Below are 16,996 nucleotides of genomic sequence, written 5' to 3' on the forward strand. Positions count from 1 at the left end.
GTTATCTCAAATACGACTCTAAAACAGGTGGAATCGTAATGCTTCCATCTGCATTTTGATAATTCTCCATAATCGCCACAAGTGTTCTACCAACTGCTAAACTTGAACCATTTAGCGTATGCACTAAGCGATTCTTTTTGTTAGAATCCTTATAGCGAATTTTTGCACGACGTGCTTGAAAATCTCTTGTATTAGAAATAGAGCTAATCTCACGATAACAATTTTGACCCGGAAGCCACACTTCAATATCTACCGTGTTACTCGCACTAAAACCCAAATCCCCACTACAAAGTTGCATCAAACGATGTGGTAAACCCAAAGATATAAGCAACTCCGAGGCACAAGAAATCATTCTCTCTTGCATCATATCACTTTCTTGTGGTGTTGTGAGTGCTACAAGCTCAACTTTATCAAATTGATGTTGCCTGATAATTCCACGCGTATCACGTCCCGCACTTCCCGCTTCTTTTCTAAAGCAAGGTGTATAAGCTGTTAGCATCATCGGAAGCATATCTTCTTTTAAAATCTCATCACTATACAGGTTTGTAAGTGTCGCTTCTGCAGTTGGAATCAAATATAAAGCATGCCCTTTGCCTTTTTCTTCATCTTTAAAATCAGAAATTTTAAACAAATCCTCCTCAAACTTTGGCAACTGCCCTACTCCAAAAAGCGTCTGTGCATTCGCAATTGCAGGCGTACCGACCTCACTAAATCCACGAGCACTATTAAAATCAAGCATGTAATTCATTAATGCACGCTCTATCTTCGCCCCCATTCCCATAAACACGCTAAAACGACTTTTCGCAAGCTTTACACCACGTTCAAAATCAATCCAACCATTTTGTTCTGCTAACTCCCAGTGTTCTTTTGGCTGAAAGTCAAATCGTGGAATCTCTAAAACTTTTTTGAGCTCTACATTATCCCTTTCATCTTTACCAAAAGGAGTTTTAGAGTCTGGAATATTTGGGATATTATGTGTGAGCTCTTGAAGTTTATTTTCCCAAACTTCTAATTCTTTAGCATACAAATCAATCTTTACCTTAAGCCCATCGCATTCGTTTTTTAAAGCATTAATATCGCCACCTTCTTGCTTACATTTTGCAAAAAGCTTTGTTTTCATATTTTGCTCTGCTTGCAATTCTTCTAGGGCAATTTTCTTTTTCTTATAGCTTATGCTACTCTCACGCAAAGTATCTAACAAAGTAGCGTCAATATTACGCCATGAGAGCTTTTCTGCCACAGAGTCAAAGTCATTTACAAGAAGTTTTAAATCAATCATAAACACCCCAAAATTTTAAGAATGCAAATGCAGAGATTTTACAAAACTGCTTTTTAAAACATGCTAAAATTTTATAAATTAGAAAAAATCAAAGAAAGATGCTATATAATTTCAGTTTTTAAGGAGTTTAAATGGTCGGGAATTTTGCGCTCACGCTTTCAATTTTATGTGGAATCTCACTTCTAATTTTAGTCATTACTGGAATTTCAATTAGCAAAAATAGCTCTAAACTCACAGGCTTTGAGAAAAAGATTCTATTTTTTGTCGCATTTTTGCTCTGCTTTGGCGCAATTGTTTTGTATATTGTAAGCAATCTTGAACTATTTATTGCCCTGGTTAGCTAGGGTTCAGAGTGGATCTAACTTTTTTAAACTTACACTTTTTGTTTTCTCCAAATTCCACTTTGAAAAATCCTCCAATACACGAGTGCCCGCAAAAATGTCTCCACACAAATACAAATATAAATATACTCTACTGCATATCCTAAAGTAGCGATAAAATAGCAAGGCACAACACGTAGCCCCCAAATCATCACACTATTTATAAATAACGTAATCTTTGTAATCCCAGCTCCGCGCAACGCACCATCTAAAATGCAAATAAAAGCAAAAGGCACTTGTGAGACTCCAATGGGAATGAGATAACTTGCACTCGCATTTATGACTTCAATATCTTTACTAAAAAAGCTTGAGAGCTGTGGCGCAAATCCACTCATTACAAGCCCTACAATCCCCATAAAGATTCCACCAAGTAGCAATGTATTTAAGGTAGAGTATTTTGCTTCTAAAGGTTTTTTTGCACCAAGATTCTGCCCCATTAATGCCATTGCTGCAATCATAAAACCAAAGCCGGGCATAAATGCAAAACCTTCAATCCGTGTGGCTATTTGGTATCCAGCTAGTGCATATGTCCCATAAAGTGCAACAAATTTTGTCATAAATAAAATCGCAAAAAGCGTAAGAAAGCGCTCTACACCACTTGGAATCCCAATAATAAATGCACGTTTAATATAATCAAAATTAATGCGCCCTCTTAATGCAACAGGACTATTCTTATAAACAAGTAGCAACAAAAAGAGTGCTAATGTTTCTAAAAAATTAATAATTAATGTCCCAATAGCCGCTCCAATTACACCAAAAGCAGGAATAAAAACAAAGCCAAAAATCAAAATAGATTTAATGCAAGGATTAATGAGTGTAATAATAATTTTGATATAAAAAGGGAATTTTGTAGCTCCAGCAGCAGAAAATGCAGAAATACTCACCTGTTTAATTAAAAGTAAAGGCACACTACAAAGCACTATCTCTAAATACGCACTTCCGATATTATGCGCTTCGCTAGAGATTCCAACCCAAGAAAAAAAAAGCTCATAGCCCAAAAAACCTAATGCCATTAGAGGCAGAGAAAAACAAAAAGAAGCAAATGATAAACTAAGCGTAACTTCGTTTGCACTTCTTTTATCATTTGCTCCTAAAAACCTTGCTACAAGCGCACTATTGCCTACAAAAATAATTGTTGTAAAGGCAAACATTAGCATAATAAAATTTAAGCTAACCCCAACTGCTACAAGCGCACTTGCTCCAAATGTGCCAATCATCAACAAATCAATACTAAGATTAATAATATCTAAAAGTGAATTTAGCCCAGATGGAATTGCAATGTTTAAAATCCTACGGCTTCTATCTCTAGAAAAAAAACGCAATCTCTCCAATACTTCTACTCCGAAAGTTTAAGGAATCTAAAGCCTAAATTGTAACAAATTTTAAGAATGTCCAAACAAAGATTTGTTATATTTTAACTCTTATTCATAAACAAACTTTGTTTCATTATTTCTTCTATTGTAATTTTCTACATAGTATTACTTTTGGATACTGCAATAAAGACATAATGCTTTGCTAGAATTAGACTTCAAATCTTAATATAAGGATAATTATGAATATGTTTTATAATCTAGTAGGCGCAACGAGTGGATTTTTATACACCTATTGGCTTGTTTTCGCGCTAATTTTTTGTGGATTGTACTTGACAATTAGAACACGTTTTATTCAGTTACGTTTTTTAAAAGAAGCATTTTTTGTGCTAAAAGAGCGTAGCAATAAAGAACACATTACACCTTTTGGTGCATTAATGATTTCTACTGCTTCAAGAGTTGGAATCGGAAATATTGTTGGGGTTTCCGTAGCGATTGCTAGTGGAGGTGCTGGGGCGTTGTTTTGGATGTGGATTACCGCAATTATTGGGGGAGCTAGTGCTTTTGTGGAATCCACTTTAGCACAAGTGTATAAACGCAAAGATGGAGAACACACTTATAAAGGAGGTCCTGCTTATTACATTGAGAGCGCTTTAAATTCACGCGCACTTGGCATAATATTTGCAATTTCTTTGATTTTTTGCTTTGCATTTGGATTTAATGGATTACAATCCTATACACTCACTTCTTCGTTTGAAATTTTTGTAGGAAGCGAAACTTATAATGACAGCCATTTAACGACTTTTGTAGGGCTTGTTCTAGCGGTTTTAGTATCGTTTTTCTTCTTTGGTAGGGGCAAAAAATCTGCAACCATTTCTTCTATTCTTGTGCCGATTATGGCATTTGGTTATCTTGTGGTAGCACTTTGTGTTATTGGCTTAAATATTGAAAAGATTCCACTTATTTTTGAAAATGTTTTACAAGAAGCATTTAACTTTAAAGCAATTTTTGGTGGATTTGCTGGAAGTGCTATTGTCATTGGGATTAAACGTGGGTTGTTTTCTAATGAAGCAGGCATGGGTTCTGCCCCAAATGCGGCTGCAGCAGCACACACTAGCCATCCTGCAAAACAAGGAATGGTGCAAACTTTATCTGTGTTTATTGACACACTTATTATTTGTTCTGCAAGTGCGTTTATGGTGCTTTGCTCCAACATTGATACAAGCAATCTGCAAGGAATGGCTCTAATACAAGGCGTAATGCAAGGACATTTTGGGACTTTTGGATTAATGTTTGCGAGTATAGCAATCGTGCTTTTTGCTTTTACTTCATTGATTGGAAATTATTTTTACGCAGAAGCAAATTTCAAATTCATCACAGAAAATAAGTTTGCTTTGCAGATATTTAGGATTTGTGCTGTGCTAATGGTGTTTATTGGGGCGCAACTTGACTTATCGCTTGCTTGGGATTTAGCAGATGTGTTTATGGGATTTATGGCGAGCATTAATATTATTGTGATTTTATTTTTAAGTAATATTGCAATCAAGGTTTTAAAAGATTATGAAGCACAAAGAAAAGCGGGCAACAATCCTGTATTTAAAGCTGAGAATATTGGAATCACAAATACGGAGTTTTGGAAATAAAATTCACTAAGTCTTTGGAATCTTTAAATTCCAAAGTTTAGCTTTATTTATCGTTATTTTTAGAACTTAACATTTTTCCATAGAAATAAACTCCATTAAATAAACTTTTATTAACACTTAAGACAAATTCATTCTAAAAATTTGCATATAGTTACATTATGTAGGCATAAAAATGGCAAAAAAACCAAAAATACAATTCTAAGATAGAGTGATTGTTGATAATAAAGATTTATTAGAGTTAAGTTATTTGGTGCCGAGGGTCGGAATCGAACCGACACGGGGTTGCCCCCACCAGATTTTGAGTCTGGCGCGTCTACCAATTTCACCACCCCGGCATTAAAGAGCGTTATTATATCCAAGAAAATAGAATATTTAACTTAAAAAGTTTCTAAAAATTAGATTCTATAAAAATCTTAAAAACTACTGATACGCAAATCCCTTCTCTAGTTTCTCTAAACGTCCTTCTTGTGCTTTTTGTGCTTTTGTCAAGTTTGCAGTAGCAGTGATTTGGTTTAATAATACCCAAAGACTAAGTGTAGCAAAAAGAATCGTTACTACACAAGCTATGAGTGCGATTTTTACTGCTTTCTTTGCTGTATTTTCTGCTAATTCTAAAACTTTTTGTTGCTCTTCCATTTTTATCCTCTAAAATTTAAGCGAATTGTATTTTAGGACTTAAAAAGTGATGATAGAATGCCAACATAAAAGAAAATAAAGCTAAGACTATCACTATACTAGCACCCGCTTGCAAATCGTAATAATATGCAATTGCAATTCCACTGAACATTGCAATAAAAGAAATCGCGCTTGCTAAAAACATCATTTTTGCCAAAGAAGCAGTAAAAATCTCACTACAATACGCAGGAATACTTAAAAGCGCAATGATAAGAATAATTCCTACAGAACGCATAGAAATCACGACTCCAATAGCAATTAACACCATTAACATAACACCAAAAAAACGTGTGTTAATCCCTTGCAATTGCGTGAATTCATTATCATAAGATAAGCCCAAAATCACACGATAATTCAGCACCATAAAAACAAGCAAAAACGAGCTAAATCCTGCCATTACCGCAATATCATTTTGTGTTATGCTTAAAATACTTCCAAATAAATACCCCATAAAATCTTTACTATATCCCGGAGTAAGCTCTACTAAAATCACTCCTAAAGCCATTCCAAATGCCCATAAAGAACCAATTAGTGCATCTAAACGTTCTTTAGCATATAGAAGCATATAAGCTAAAATCGCAGCGCAAAACACACTAAACCCTGTTGCTCCAACTAAAATGGGCAACCCAAAAAATGCAGCAATTCCAACGCCACCATACACACTATGTGCGATTCCACCTGCAACAAAGACCATACGATTTGTAACCACAAGTGTGCCAATAATCCCACAAATAATACTTGTAAAAAATGCTCCAATTAGCGCATTTTGCACAAACACATAAGAAAGTGCATTAATCAATTAGCCACTCCAAGCTTTCTTCATTAAGCTCTGTTTTAATTCTATCCATTTTGATTTGAGCATTTAAATACTCTGTAATTTCTAGCATATCTATTAAAGCATTACGCATACAACTTGTAGCTCCCGGGCTTGGTGTCATATTAAAGCTAATTCCTTTGCCACTTTTGATCCTTTTTTCTCCTAAAACAAGCTTTTTTTCGTTCTTATCTAAAACTTGCGGACGAATTCCTCCAAAGCCTTTTGCATAAGTTAAATCCTCCACCCTAATGGATGGGATAATTTTCTTTGCTTCTTGCCAAAAGTATTTTTTCCCAATACCTGGAATCTCATATACGAAATTTCTAAGAATGTAATTACGAATTTCCTTATCAGAAAATAAATCCCACATAATTTTTGTTGTCGCACTACCAAACCCAAAAACTTTCATAAAATCTAAATATGTTCCACTCTTAAAACGTTCAAGTTTAGGCAACGCAAGAGCTGTTGGACCTAGGCGATTCTTACCTCGTGCAACAACATCAGGATCGCCATGAATTGCAGCAAAAGGAAGTTTTGGATTTTGCACTGTATAAACTTTGCCCCTTAGTTTGTCTCCGGGTATAAAATAAAAGCTTCCAGAAACAGGCAAACACCCAAGGTCTAACCCATAACCCATTTGTTGGGCTAAAAATAAAGAGTGCGCACCAGCATCTACAAGCACAAAAGACGCGCTAACAGCTTCCTTTCCTTTAGCATGTATTAAATAGCGTCCATCACTTTGTCGCGTGATACTACTTACATGATAGTTAAAAATTACAGAATGCTCACCGCCACAAGATTGTTCAATCATATGTGTTGCCACAGAACAAAAATCCATTGCACAAAAACTTTTGCGCATACCAGAACCTACGATATTTTCAGGTCTATCACTACCATCTGCCATTTTTACGACATTTGGTTCAATTTCTTTTAAAACTTCTTTTGTGAAAAATTCTAAATCAGGATAAATTTCTTTAAATTCCTCGTGACGTTTTTTCATAAACTCTACTTCTTTATCACCCACACCAATTGCCATTTTTTGATATTCAAAAATACTTTTGTTTTGTAGTTTATGGTACAAGGCATAAGATTCTATAAGCTTTGCTGCGCGCGAAACTTTCTTCGCTTTTTCAAAAGTGTAGTTTGTCTCAATATCTCCTGCGTGGATTGTTTGGGAATTATTATTTCCACTAGAACTTAGAGTTGCAGGTTGTGCATATTTTTCTAAAAGCACCACTCTTTTAATGTTTGTATATTGTGTTAAGACATAAAACAACGCACTACCAGAAATCCCTGCCCCAATTATCGCCACATCATAAGAATTATTCATTTTTTTTCTCCTATTTTAGAGTGCCATAAGCCCATAAGCATCTCTACCTCACAAAAATGCTCATCAAAACCATTTGTATCACAAGCGGTATCTATATTTTTTGGCAAATAATGCACCGTAACTTCTTTATTAACATACAAGACTTTTTTTGCATATCCCAACAAGATAGACACATCATGACTTATCATTATTATAGTCTTTTCTTGATTGATTTGCTGCAATAAATGATAAATTTCTTTTTGGCTTTTTGGGTCAATGCTTGCTGTTGGTTCATCTAAAACTAGCAAATTTGGATTACCGCACAACGCTCTAGCAATCAAAATGCGTTGTCTTTGTCCGCCAGAGAGTTCGCCAATCTTTTTATGTGCAAAAGATTCCATATTAAACTGCGCTAAAAGTCGCATTGCAGTTTCCTTTGCATTCTTTGACAAGAATCCCCCAAAAAGCCTAGGTTTTAAAAATCCCATCATCACCACTTCAAGTGCGGTTATAGGAAAATGACGATTCAAAAAAGTATTTTGCGACACATAACCAATGCGCAGATTTGTATCTCTAATAATCTCTCCGCTACTTGGCTTTAGCAATCCAACTAAAAGACGAGCTAATGTGCTTTTACCGCCTCCATTTGGACCAATAATCGCCCAAAAATCCCCTTTGGAAATCGTCCAATTCACATTATATAAAATTCTCTCTTTGGTAAAATAAAATTTAACATTTTTGCATTCAATTATTTTATCTTGCGCCATTTTATTCGCTCTCTAGCACCTCTTTTGAAAATAGATTCCGCATTCCATAAAGCCTATGTAGTAGCAAACTATCCTGTTTTATGCCCTTGACATCTTTTCCGACTTCAAGTGAAGTAATCACAATTTTTCCTATGATTTTTCTCCCTTCTTGTGTTTCATTTTGTAGCGTTCTCAGTCCCCACACATCGTGCAAGACATAAATTTCCCCATTTTTTTCACCCAAGTACAACATAATATGCCCTTTCATTCCTAGCAAAGTAGCAAATGGGATCCCGTATTTTTTAATGGATTCTATTTTTTCCTTTGGATTTTGCTTACTAATATCCTTGTACAAAATGCTTTTTTGCTCCGCATTTTGGTGCATTTGTGCTTGAGAATTTCTCAGGAGGTAGAATCCAAAATTCCCTAAAACATCACGCAACAGCATAGAACAATCTCTGTTTCCAAACATTCCTCCCCAACCATATTTCTCACCTATTAGATTCTGTGCGAGTCTAGCAACATTCGCACTTGAAAATGCCATAGGAAATTTTACAAAATCATTCTTATCTAATGCAATTCTAACTGCATGCGCATATCCTCGCCCATCACGCTCGTAAATTTCTGTTTCATACTGCGTTTTTGTACTACCAATTAAAGGCAAAAGCATTCCAATTCTTGCATTTTCTAAAAACTCATTGTGTGTATTTTTAAGAGAAATATAATCACGCTTTGCTATCAAAAAATCCTTCGTTTTTTTAAGTGTTTTAATCTGTATATCATTTAGGATTCCAACATCAAGCACACTAACCCAACCGCTCACAAATCCACTCTCTACATATGCCCATGCTTTAGAGCGCGAATAGTGCGTGATTAACACCGGTGTTCCTAAATAAATATAGGAATTCTGCCAATAATCAAAAGGGAATCCTTCTCCTGCTAACTTTGGATTTAAAAAACGTGGTTTATTTGTAGGTAGTACGCGTAAATGCGTATTTCTTGTAATAATCGCTGGTTTTTTCACACTAGGAAATGTATCAAAATTAGATTCCAATTCTAGTGCTTGTATTTCTTCTATGCTATAAGGTTGCAAATTTTCACCAAAGCCTTGCTTGAAATACGCCACCTCTAATCCCCATTTCACATCTTTTGCTTTAAGCTGCGACTTCTTATCCCAAGGACTAAAGAAATGTTTTAGATAATCTTGCTTTTTAGATTCCACATTTTCTAAAACTTTGAAATCTTTTACAAACTCTCCTAAATTCTGTGGGGGTAAATCCAGCACGATTGGTGCTGCTTCTTTTTGCGCACAACCTATGAAAACCAAAAAAAGAAAAACAATAGAGGTAAAAGCAAAAATTCTTTGTAGCATTATTATCTCCAAATTTCTGTATATAAATCTTCATCAAAGCCTACAATAACCTTATTTTCACCCTTTTTATACTCTACCACAGGACGTTTAATCAATGTTGGTGCTTCTATTAACCATTGCTTAGTTTCATCTTCATCTAAATTCTTATCTTTTAATCCTAGCTTTTTATAAGTTGCCCCCTTACTATTTAGAAGCTTTGAGAGTGGCACAAATTCCAACCAATATTCAATTAAGCTAAGACTTGGTGCTTCTTTCTTAAAATCCACAAAAATATATTTCACACCTCTAGACTCCAAAAAAGCCATTGCTTTTTTAACACTTCCACAAGTTTTAATTCCATATAACCTTACCATTTTAGACTCCTTAGAAAAGATTTCTTATAACCATATAAACAATCATACCTGCAAACATACTCAAAATCGCATTCCTACTCCACAAAAAACACACCACTACACATGCAATTCCACCAATCTCATACAACCCATAATGTGCATTCCAATCCACATCCTTTAAAGTAAAAAACACCAAAAGTGTCATTATAAGTAGAGGCATTGTAAGTTGCAAATAGCGTAAAAGTGGCATATCTTTGCTATTCCTTAGCATAAAAAAGGGTAAAAAGCGTGTAAGTGCCGTGCCAACTGCCGCTGCTAAAACCGCACCAAAGATATACCAATGGCTTAACTGCTCAAATTCCATGCTATACCCTTTTTATAGTCCAAGGTTTTAAGAAAAGTAAAATTGTAATTCCACATAAAATACTTAATAACAAAAAATTCTCTTTTGGAAATACTATTAACCCAAAAACTCCTAGCACACAAGCAATATAAAAAGGTTCTTTTAATTTAGAGTTTTGCAACAATGAAAGCGTCAGCGCACTAAAAAGTGCTGTTAGCACAAACTCAATCCCAGCAGGATTCAACTGAAAATACTCACCCAAAAAGATTCCAATACCACAACCAATAATCCAATACAAATGATTCAAAAGCGTAATAAATAGATAGTTTTTCTCCATTGCTTTAGAATCATTAGAATCCAAAGCTGCTTGATTACCCTTAAGCACTGCAAAAGTTTCATCTGTTAGCCCAAAAAGCACATAATACTTGCTAAGTCCAAAATTCTTAATGTCTTCTGTAATAGAGAGTGCGTAAAAAAGATGTCTAACATTTAACAAAAAGGAAGCAATTGCTATTTCAAAAAGCCCAGTGTGTGTAGCTAATAGTGAAACTAGCAAAAACTGCCCAGTCCCTGTAAAAACCACAACAGCACTTAGGATTCCATAATACCAAGGCAAATGCAAATTTGCATACAAAATTCCAAAAGTTACACCAAGAGGTATATAACCCATTAACACCGGCAATGTCTGTATAAAACTTCTAAAAAACATAGACTTTTCCAAAAAATAAAGTGCGCATTATAGCAAAATTACCTTCTGCATAATCCCACTAAAACATCATATACCCAAGCAAAATACATTTATCAAAATAAGGCAAAACACACATTGCATTGATTTTTCCACCGATTCCAATATCCTTTAAAGTCTCGTAATAACGAATATCAAACTGCAAATTGCTCCCCCTTTGTGTTGCGACTCCAACCCCACTTTGCTCATTAAAATAAATAAAACGTTCTAGCACATCAAACACTAATACCAAAGAGTAGTATTGATTTAAAATCTCTTTTTCTTTTAAAGGAAGCAAATGGTAAGCATCCGCACTCACAAGTAAGCGATTTCTAAAACGTACAAAATTGCGCTCTAACGTTTGTTTATGGATTTGTTCATAAAAAGTGTCAAAATCTATAGCTCCCGCTCCTTTAGACATGCTAAAGAATAAAAACAAGACAAAAAGGATTCTAGCTTTTTTTAAAAAAACGCAAAAATTAAAACGTTTCAATAATCTCTTCGAAAGCTCCATAAAATGTTTCTTTTGCTTCTTTTAATGGAATTATAATATCACTCATTACAATATTTTCGCCACCTAGTATTGCAATCTTAACCAACTCAAAATTAGAATCTCCTAGCATTATTTTTAATTGCGCAATATTTTGAGATTCTAATGCCACTAAAACTTGTGTTGGTGCCTCACCAAAGAGTGCTTTAAAGTCTAAATCTACCACTCCTTTGCAACCCATATTTCCACGCACACAAGCCTTAGCAAGAGCAATAGCCACGCCACCTTGATACACATCAACTGCGGCATTTAGGATTCCACGCTCATTTGCTGCATTTAAAACACTCCATAAATACAGCTCATCCTGTAAAGAAATCTTTGCAGTTACACCCTTAATGGAATTTCCAAAGTATTTTGCTACCAAACTCGCTCCAAATTCAGGCATTACACTCTTAGATTTTAGCAAATACACTTCTAAACCTTCTTTATTAAAATTTGAACACAACACATTATTAATATTATCTATAACCCCAACTCCCGCTATACTTGGTGTTGGATAAATATCCTTGCCATTTGTTTGGTTGTATAAACTCACATTGCCACTAACAACAGGCGTATTTAGTGCCTTGCAAGATTCTTTAATCCCCTCACACGTTTCTTTAAACTGCCACATTACTTCAGGATTTTCTGGGCTTCCAAAATTTAAGCAATCTGTAATTGCTAAAGCCCTGCCTCCTCGTAATGCAATATCACGTCCTACTTTTGCTACCGATTGTTTTGCGCCCTCCTTTGGATTTAAATAACAAAGTCTTGCTTGAGAAGCCACACTCATTCCTAACCCCTTGCCATTTTCTTTAACGCGAATTACACTTGCCCCACCAGAACCACTTGATACAATAGTATTTGTCTGCACACTAGAATCATATTGCGAATACACCCACGCTTTGTCGCATACTTCAGGACTTTTAAGCAACTCTCTAAAGACTGCATTTTTATCTTTGGACTCCAATTCTTGTGAATTGAGGGTTTCTATGAAATCTAAATAACTAGGATTCTCACTCACAGGACGTTTTAGAATTGGAGCTTTCTCACTTAAAGGAGCAATTGGAATCTCAGCACACTTATTATTTTGCCAAAATAACTCCATTTTTCCACTATTTGTTACCTCCCCAATAATTGCACAATCTAACTCCCATTTTGCAAAAATCTCCATAATCTCCGCTTCGCAACCTTTTTTTGCACAAATTAACATTCTCTCTTGACTCTCACTCAACATTAGCTCATAAGGTGTCATTCCAGCTTCACGCATTGGCACTTTATCAAGATACATCACCATTCCACTACCACTGCGCCCAGCCATTTCAAAACTCGAGCTTGTTAGCCCTGCTGCCCCCATATCTTGAATTCCGACAATTAAATCCCTTTTAAACAACTCTAAACACGCTTCTAAAAGTAACTTTTCTGTAAAAGGATCGCCTACTTGCACCGTTGGGCGCAATGCTTTTGAATATTCACTAAAAGAATCACTACTCATTACTGCCCCGCCTAAACCATCTCGTCCTGTTTTTGAACCCACATAAATCACAGGATTTCCTATTCCACTTGCTTTACCATAGAAAATTGCGTCATTTTTCACAATCCCTAAAGAAAACGCATTCACTAAAATATTCCCCTCATAGCTAGACTCAAAGCTCATTTCACCGCCAATTGTTGGCACACCCATACAATTACCATAACCTCCAATCCCAGCCACAACACCACGCAACAAATATCTATGCTTTGCTCCTATTAAATCACGTCTTGTAATATCCCCAAAACGAATCGCATTTAAGCTTGCAACAACCCTTGCACCCATTGTAAAAATATCACGCATAATGCCACCTACACCTGTTGCAGCTCCTGCATAAGGCTCAATGAAACTTGGGTGATTATGCGATTCCATTTTAAACACCGCACCATATCCACCACCAATATCAATCACACCAGCATTTTCACCCGGACCTTGAATCACCCATGGGGCACGTGTTGGAAACCCATTTAAGTAGATTTTACTTGATTTATAACTGCAATGCTCACTCCACATTGCAGAAAAAATTCCAATCTCAACAAGATTTGGCTCACGTCCTAAAATACTCAAAATCTTTGCGTAATCCTCTTGTGTTAGCTTGTGTTGTTTTAAGACTTGGGGTAGATTCTCCATCTTATGACTTCCTTAAGAAATTAATGTGCTTTTACAGACTCTTTGTGTGTAAATTTTACAAAATAACTAAAAGTTTAGCAAATGACGCATAAAGTAGAAATAAACTAAGATTGCAATAAAGTTAAATTCTGTAAAATATGCGCGTTTTGCTTCATAGCAACCATAATAATGTTTAGGAATGATTTAAGGAGAAAAGTAGGATGAAATACATCAAGTTTTTCAAAGAGTTAAATAATAGAGATGTTCCCATAGTTGGAGGAAAGAACGCAAGTATTGGCGAGATGTTTCAAGAGCTTGTTCCAATGGGAATCAAAGTTCCAAATGGCTTTGCAATCACAAGTGAAGCATATTGGTATTTGCTTGATAGTGCAGGAATTAGAGAAAAAATCAAAGAATTACTTGATGGGATTGATGTAACAGAAATTGATGTATTAAATGTCCGCTCCAAAAAAATCCGTGATATGATTTTTGGAACGCCCCTACCAGAAGATTTACGCAAGGAAATCCTAGAAGCCTACAGAATCTTAAGCGAAGAATACAAAATGGAAGAAGCTGATGTAGCCGTTAGGAGTTCTGCTACTGCTGAAGACTTACCTGATGCTTCTTTTGCGGGACAGCAAGACACATATTTAAGTGTGCAAGGACAAACAGAACTTATTCACTATATAAAATCCTGCCTTGCCTCACTCTTTACAGATAGAGCAGTAAGCTACCGAGCTTCAAGAGGATTTGATCATTTTAAAGTCGCACTCTCTGTTGGGGTACAAAAAATGGTGCGCTCTGATAAAGGAAGCTCTGGAGTTATGTTTAGTATTGATACAGAAACAGGCTTTAAAGATGCGGTGTTTATCACTTCAAGCTGGGGATTAGGTGAAAATGTTGTAGGTGGAACGGTTAATCCTGATGAATTTTATGTCTTTAAACCTGCGTTAGAACTAGGTAAGCGCCCAATCTTAAAACGTCAATTAGGCTTTAAAAACATCAAAATGGTCTATGCAGCACCTGGCTCTCCTCACCCTACAAAAAACATTGAAACTACAGAAGAAGAGCTTAAAAGCTTCTCATTAAATGATGATGAGATTCTAACTTTAGCGCGCTATGCAATGCTAATTGAAAAGCACTATTCCAAAGAAGCTGGTGAATATCGTCCAATGGATATGGAGTGGGCAAAAGATGGTAATAGCGGCGAACTTTTTATCGTGCAAGCACGTCCAGAGACTGTGCAAAGTCAAAAAATGAAAAAACAAAGCAATACGCTTGAAAAATATTTTTTTAAAGAGAAAGAAGAAAAAGAGATTCTCCTTACTGGAAAAGCTGTGGGTGGGAAAATTAGCACAGGTAAAGTTCGTATAATTGATAATATCGCAAATATGGGCGAACTAAAACAAGGGGAAATTCTTGTAACAGACAACACTGACCCAGATTGGGAACCCGCAATGAAAAAGGCTGCTGCTGTAATTACAAACCGCGGTGGGCGCACTTGCCATGCTGCTATTGTTGCGCGTGAAATTGGTGTGCCAGCAATCGTAGGTGCAGTAGGTGCAACAGAAAAACTAGAAACAGGAATGGAAGTAACCGTTTCTTGTGCAGAGGGTGAGGATGGATTTGTGTATGCTGGAATCCATTCTTTTGAGATTGAAAGGATTGATTTAGATAGTCTAGAACAACCTAAAACAAAAATTTATATGAATATTGGCAACCCAGAAAAAGCTTTTGCTTTTTCTATGCTTCCAAATAACGGCGTTGGGCTTGCTAGAATGGAATTTATTATCAATAACTACATTAAAGCTCACCCTCTAGCACTCATTGATTTACACAATGGGAATAAAGAATTTGATGGTGTAGAAGGCGTTAGAGAAATTATGTCTGGCTATGCAAACCCAAAAGACTTTTTTGTTAAAAAAATCGCTGAAGGTGTAGGAATGATAGCATCAGCATTCTATCCAAAACCCGTAATTGTGCGCACAAGCGATTTTAAAACTAACGAATATTGCCGAATGGTGGGCGGAAAAAATTATGAACCTCACGAAGAAAATCCAATGATCGGTTATCGTGGTGCGTCTCGCTACTATTCTGAACAATACCGCCAAGCCTTTGAATGGGAATGTCAAGCCATAGCAATGGCTAGAAACGAAATGGGTTTTACAAATATGAAAATTATGGTGCCATTCCTAAGAACACCAGAAGAAGGACGTAGAGTTTTAGAGATTATGCGTAAGAATGGACTTGCACAAGGGGAGAATGGCTTAGAAATTTATGTAATGTGCGAATTACCTGTGAATGTAATTATGGCAGATGAATTTTTACAACTCTTTGATGGATTCTCCATTGGTTCAAACGACCTTACACAGCTAACACTTGGCGTAGATAGAGATGGAGAGCTTGTAAGCCATATCTTTGATGAGAGAAATCCTGCATTACTCAAAATGTTTAAAATGGCAATTGATGCGTGTAAAAAACATAATAAATACTGCGGAATCTGCGGACAAGCACCAAGTGATTATCCAGAAATTGCAAAATTTTTAGTAGAAAATGGAATTACATCTGTCTCTCTAAACCCAGATTCCATTATTGAGGCTTGGGATAAAATCGTAAAATTAGAGAAAAAATTAGGAATCCAATAAACAAATGCAGGGCATCTCCCTGCTTAACTTTAAAGAATCTTAAAAACGATTCAACACTATTTTTGAAAAACTTTTACAATTTTGCATTGTATAATTTACTTTTCTAACATAAGGATTTTCTTGAAACTTGCTATCTTTGATTTTGATTCAACTTTAATGAATGGAGAAACAATTGACCTTCTAGCCCAAGCAAATGGGAGTGCAGACGCTGTGCAAACTATCACAAAAGAAGCAATGGGAGGTAAAATGGATTTTCACCAAAGCTTAAAACTTCGCGTTGCAACACTTAAAGGAATGCCACTAACTAAAGTTCAAGAAGTTTGCAATAGCCTAAAATATAATCTTGGAGCAAAAGAGCTTATAGAAGAATTAAAAGCAAGGAACTATAAAATCGTTGTTTTTAGTGGCGGATTTGATGAAGGGGTAAGTGCTGGACAAAAGGTGCTAGGCTACCATATCCACTTTAGCAACAAACTCCACCACAAAGATGGAATCTTAACAGGAGAAGTGGGTGGTGAGATGATGTTTAACTACTCTAAAGGGAGAATGACGGAGAAAATCCAAACACTGCTTAATGCAACTTATGAAAGCACCATTGCCATTGGTGATGGGGCAAATGATGTTTCAATGTTTCATTGTGCTAAAAAGAAAGTGGCATTTTGTGCAAAACCGATTCTTAAAGAGGCTGCCAACATTGTTATAGATGAAAAAAACTTAATGCTTATTGCTAAGCATTTAGACTAAGGAGATTT

The 16,996-nt window shown here is 35.8% G+C and carries 16 protein-coding genes and 1 tRNA gene; 4 read left to right on the plus strand and 13 right to left on the minus strand.

Annotated features, from left to right (window positions below; genetic code table 11):
• Position 1: 1 nt before the first annotated feature.
• Positions 2-1,279 (minus strand): serine--tRNA ligase, encoded by a 1,278-nt coding sequence (serS, locus tag K4G57_RS01260; protein WP_221531362.1) that lies wholly within the window; start codon positions 1,277-1,279, stop codon positions 2-4.
• A 131-nt stretch (positions 1,280-1,410) separates the two neighbouring features.
• Here serS and K4G57_RS01265 point away from each other — a divergent pair, with 131 nt between their 5' ends.
• The gene (locus K4G57_RS01265) at positions 1,411-1,623 is read left to right on the plus strand and encodes a hypothetical protein (protein WP_221531363.1); all 213 of its coding nucleotides are present in this window, start codon (positions 1,411-1,413) and stop codon (positions 1,621-1,623) included.
• A gap of 29 nt (positions 1,624-1,652) precedes the next feature.
• Here K4G57_RS01265 and K4G57_RS01270 read toward each other — a convergent pair whose 3' ends face one another.
• Positions 1,653-2,981, minus strand: coding sequence for an MATE family efflux transporter (locus K4G57_RS01270; protein ID WP_236033138.1), 1,329 nt, complete (start codon positions 2,979-2,981; stop codon positions 1,653-1,655).
• A 230-nt stretch (positions 2,982-3,211) separates the two neighbouring features.
• Here K4G57_RS01270 and K4G57_RS01275 point away from each other — a divergent pair, with 230 nt between their 5' ends.
• Positions 3,212-4,612, plus strand: a complete 1,401-nt coding sequence (locus K4G57_RS01275; protein WP_221531365.1) for an alanine/glycine:cation symporter family protein — start codon at positions 3,212-3,214, stop codon at positions 4,610-4,612.
• A 248-nt stretch (positions 4,613-4,860) separates the two neighbouring features.
• Here K4G57_RS01275 and K4G57_RS01280 read toward each other — a convergent pair.
• The 11 genes from K4G57_RS01280 to purL all read right to left on the minus strand — a co-directional run bounded on the left by K4G57_RS01280 (position 4,861) and on the right by purL (position 13,620).
• Positions 4,861-4,947 (minus strand) — tRNA-Leu (locus K4G57_RS01280).
• An 85-nt stretch (positions 4,948-5,032) separates the two neighbouring features.
• A complete protein-coding gene (locus K4G57_RS01285) occupies positions 5,033-5,248 on the minus strand; it encodes a DUF5408 family protein (protein WP_221531366.1) in 216 nt (71 codons plus the stop codon).
• 16 nt (positions 5,249-5,264) lie between these two features.
• Positions 5,265-6,086, minus strand: coding sequence for a metal ABC transporter permease (locus K4G57_RS01290; protein ID WP_221531367.1), 822 nt, complete (start codon positions 6,084-6,086; stop codon positions 5,265-5,267).
• Positions 6,079-7,434 (minus strand): FAD-dependent oxidoreductase, encoded by a 1,356-nt coding sequence (locus K4G57_RS01295; protein ID WP_221531368.1) that lies wholly within the window; start codon positions 7,432-7,434, stop codon positions 6,079-6,081. The genes K4G57_RS01290 and K4G57_RS01295 overlap by 8 nt, the downstream gene beginning before the upstream one ends.
• A complete protein-coding gene (locus K4G57_RS01300) occupies positions 7,431-8,180 on the minus strand; it encodes a metal ABC transporter ATP-binding protein (RefSeq protein ID WP_221531369.1) in 750 nt (249 codons plus the stop codon). The genes K4G57_RS01295 and K4G57_RS01300 overlap by 4 nt, the downstream gene beginning before the upstream one ends.
• Before the next feature lies 1 nt (position 8,181).
• On the minus strand, positions 8,182-9,531 hold the full coding sequence (locus K4G57_RS01305) for an SH3 domain-containing C40 family peptidase (protein ID WP_221531370.1): 1,350 nt from the start codon (positions 9,529-9,531) through the stop codon (positions 8,182-8,184).
• A gap of 2 nt (positions 9,532-9,533) precedes the next feature.
• Positions 9,534-9,884: an arsenate reductase family protein gene (locus K4G57_RS01310; protein WP_221531371.1), complete on the minus strand. Its 351-nt coding sequence runs from the start codon at positions 9,882-9,884 to the stop codon at positions 9,534-9,536.
• Between the two features lie 10 nt (positions 9,885-9,894).
• Positions 9,895-10,227: a branched-chain amino acid transporter permease gene (locus K4G57_RS01315; protein ID WP_221531372.1), complete on the minus strand. Its 333-nt coding sequence runs from the start codon at positions 10,225-10,227 to the stop codon at positions 9,895-9,897.
• A 1-nt stretch (position 10,228) separates the two neighbouring features.
• Positions 10,229-10,915: an AzlC family ABC transporter permease gene (locus tag K4G57_RS01320; RefSeq protein WP_221531373.1), complete on the minus strand. Its 687-nt coding sequence runs from the start codon at positions 10,913-10,915 to the stop codon at positions 10,229-10,231.
• Positions 10,916-10,973: 58 nt separating this feature from the next.
• Positions 10,974-11,423, minus strand: a complete 450-nt coding sequence (locus tag K4G57_RS01325; protein WP_236033139.1) for a hypothetical protein — start codon at positions 11,421-11,423, stop codon at positions 10,974-10,976.
• Positions 11,410-13,620, minus strand: coding sequence for a phosphoribosylformylglycinamidine synthase subunit PurL (purL, locus tag K4G57_RS01330; protein WP_221531374.1), 2,211 nt, complete (start codon positions 13,618-13,620; stop codon positions 11,410-11,412). Before purL ends, K4G57_RS01325 begins: the two co-directional genes overlap by 14 nt.
• Before the next feature lie 200 nt (positions 13,621-13,820).
• On the opposite strand from purL, the gene ppsA reads away from it, so the two are divergent.
• On the plus strand, positions 13,821-16,244 hold the full coding sequence (gene ppsA / locus K4G57_RS01335) for a pyruvate, water dikinase (RefSeq protein WP_221531375.1): 2,424 nt from the start codon (positions 13,821-13,823) through the stop codon (positions 16,242-16,244).
• A gap of 120 nt (positions 16,245-16,364) precedes the next feature.
• Positions 16,365-16,988: a phosphoserine phosphatase SerB gene (serB, locus tag K4G57_RS01340; RefSeq protein ID WP_221531376.1), complete on the plus strand. Its 624-nt coding sequence runs from the start codon at positions 16,365-16,367 to the stop codon at positions 16,986-16,988.
• Positions 16,989-16,996: the final 8 nt, after the last annotated feature.

The organism is Helicobacter turcicus (assembly GCF_019711685.1).
Taxonomy (GTDB): Bacteria; Campylobacterota; Campylobacteria; order Campylobacterales; family Helicobacteraceae; genus Helicobacter_D; species Helicobacter_D turcicus.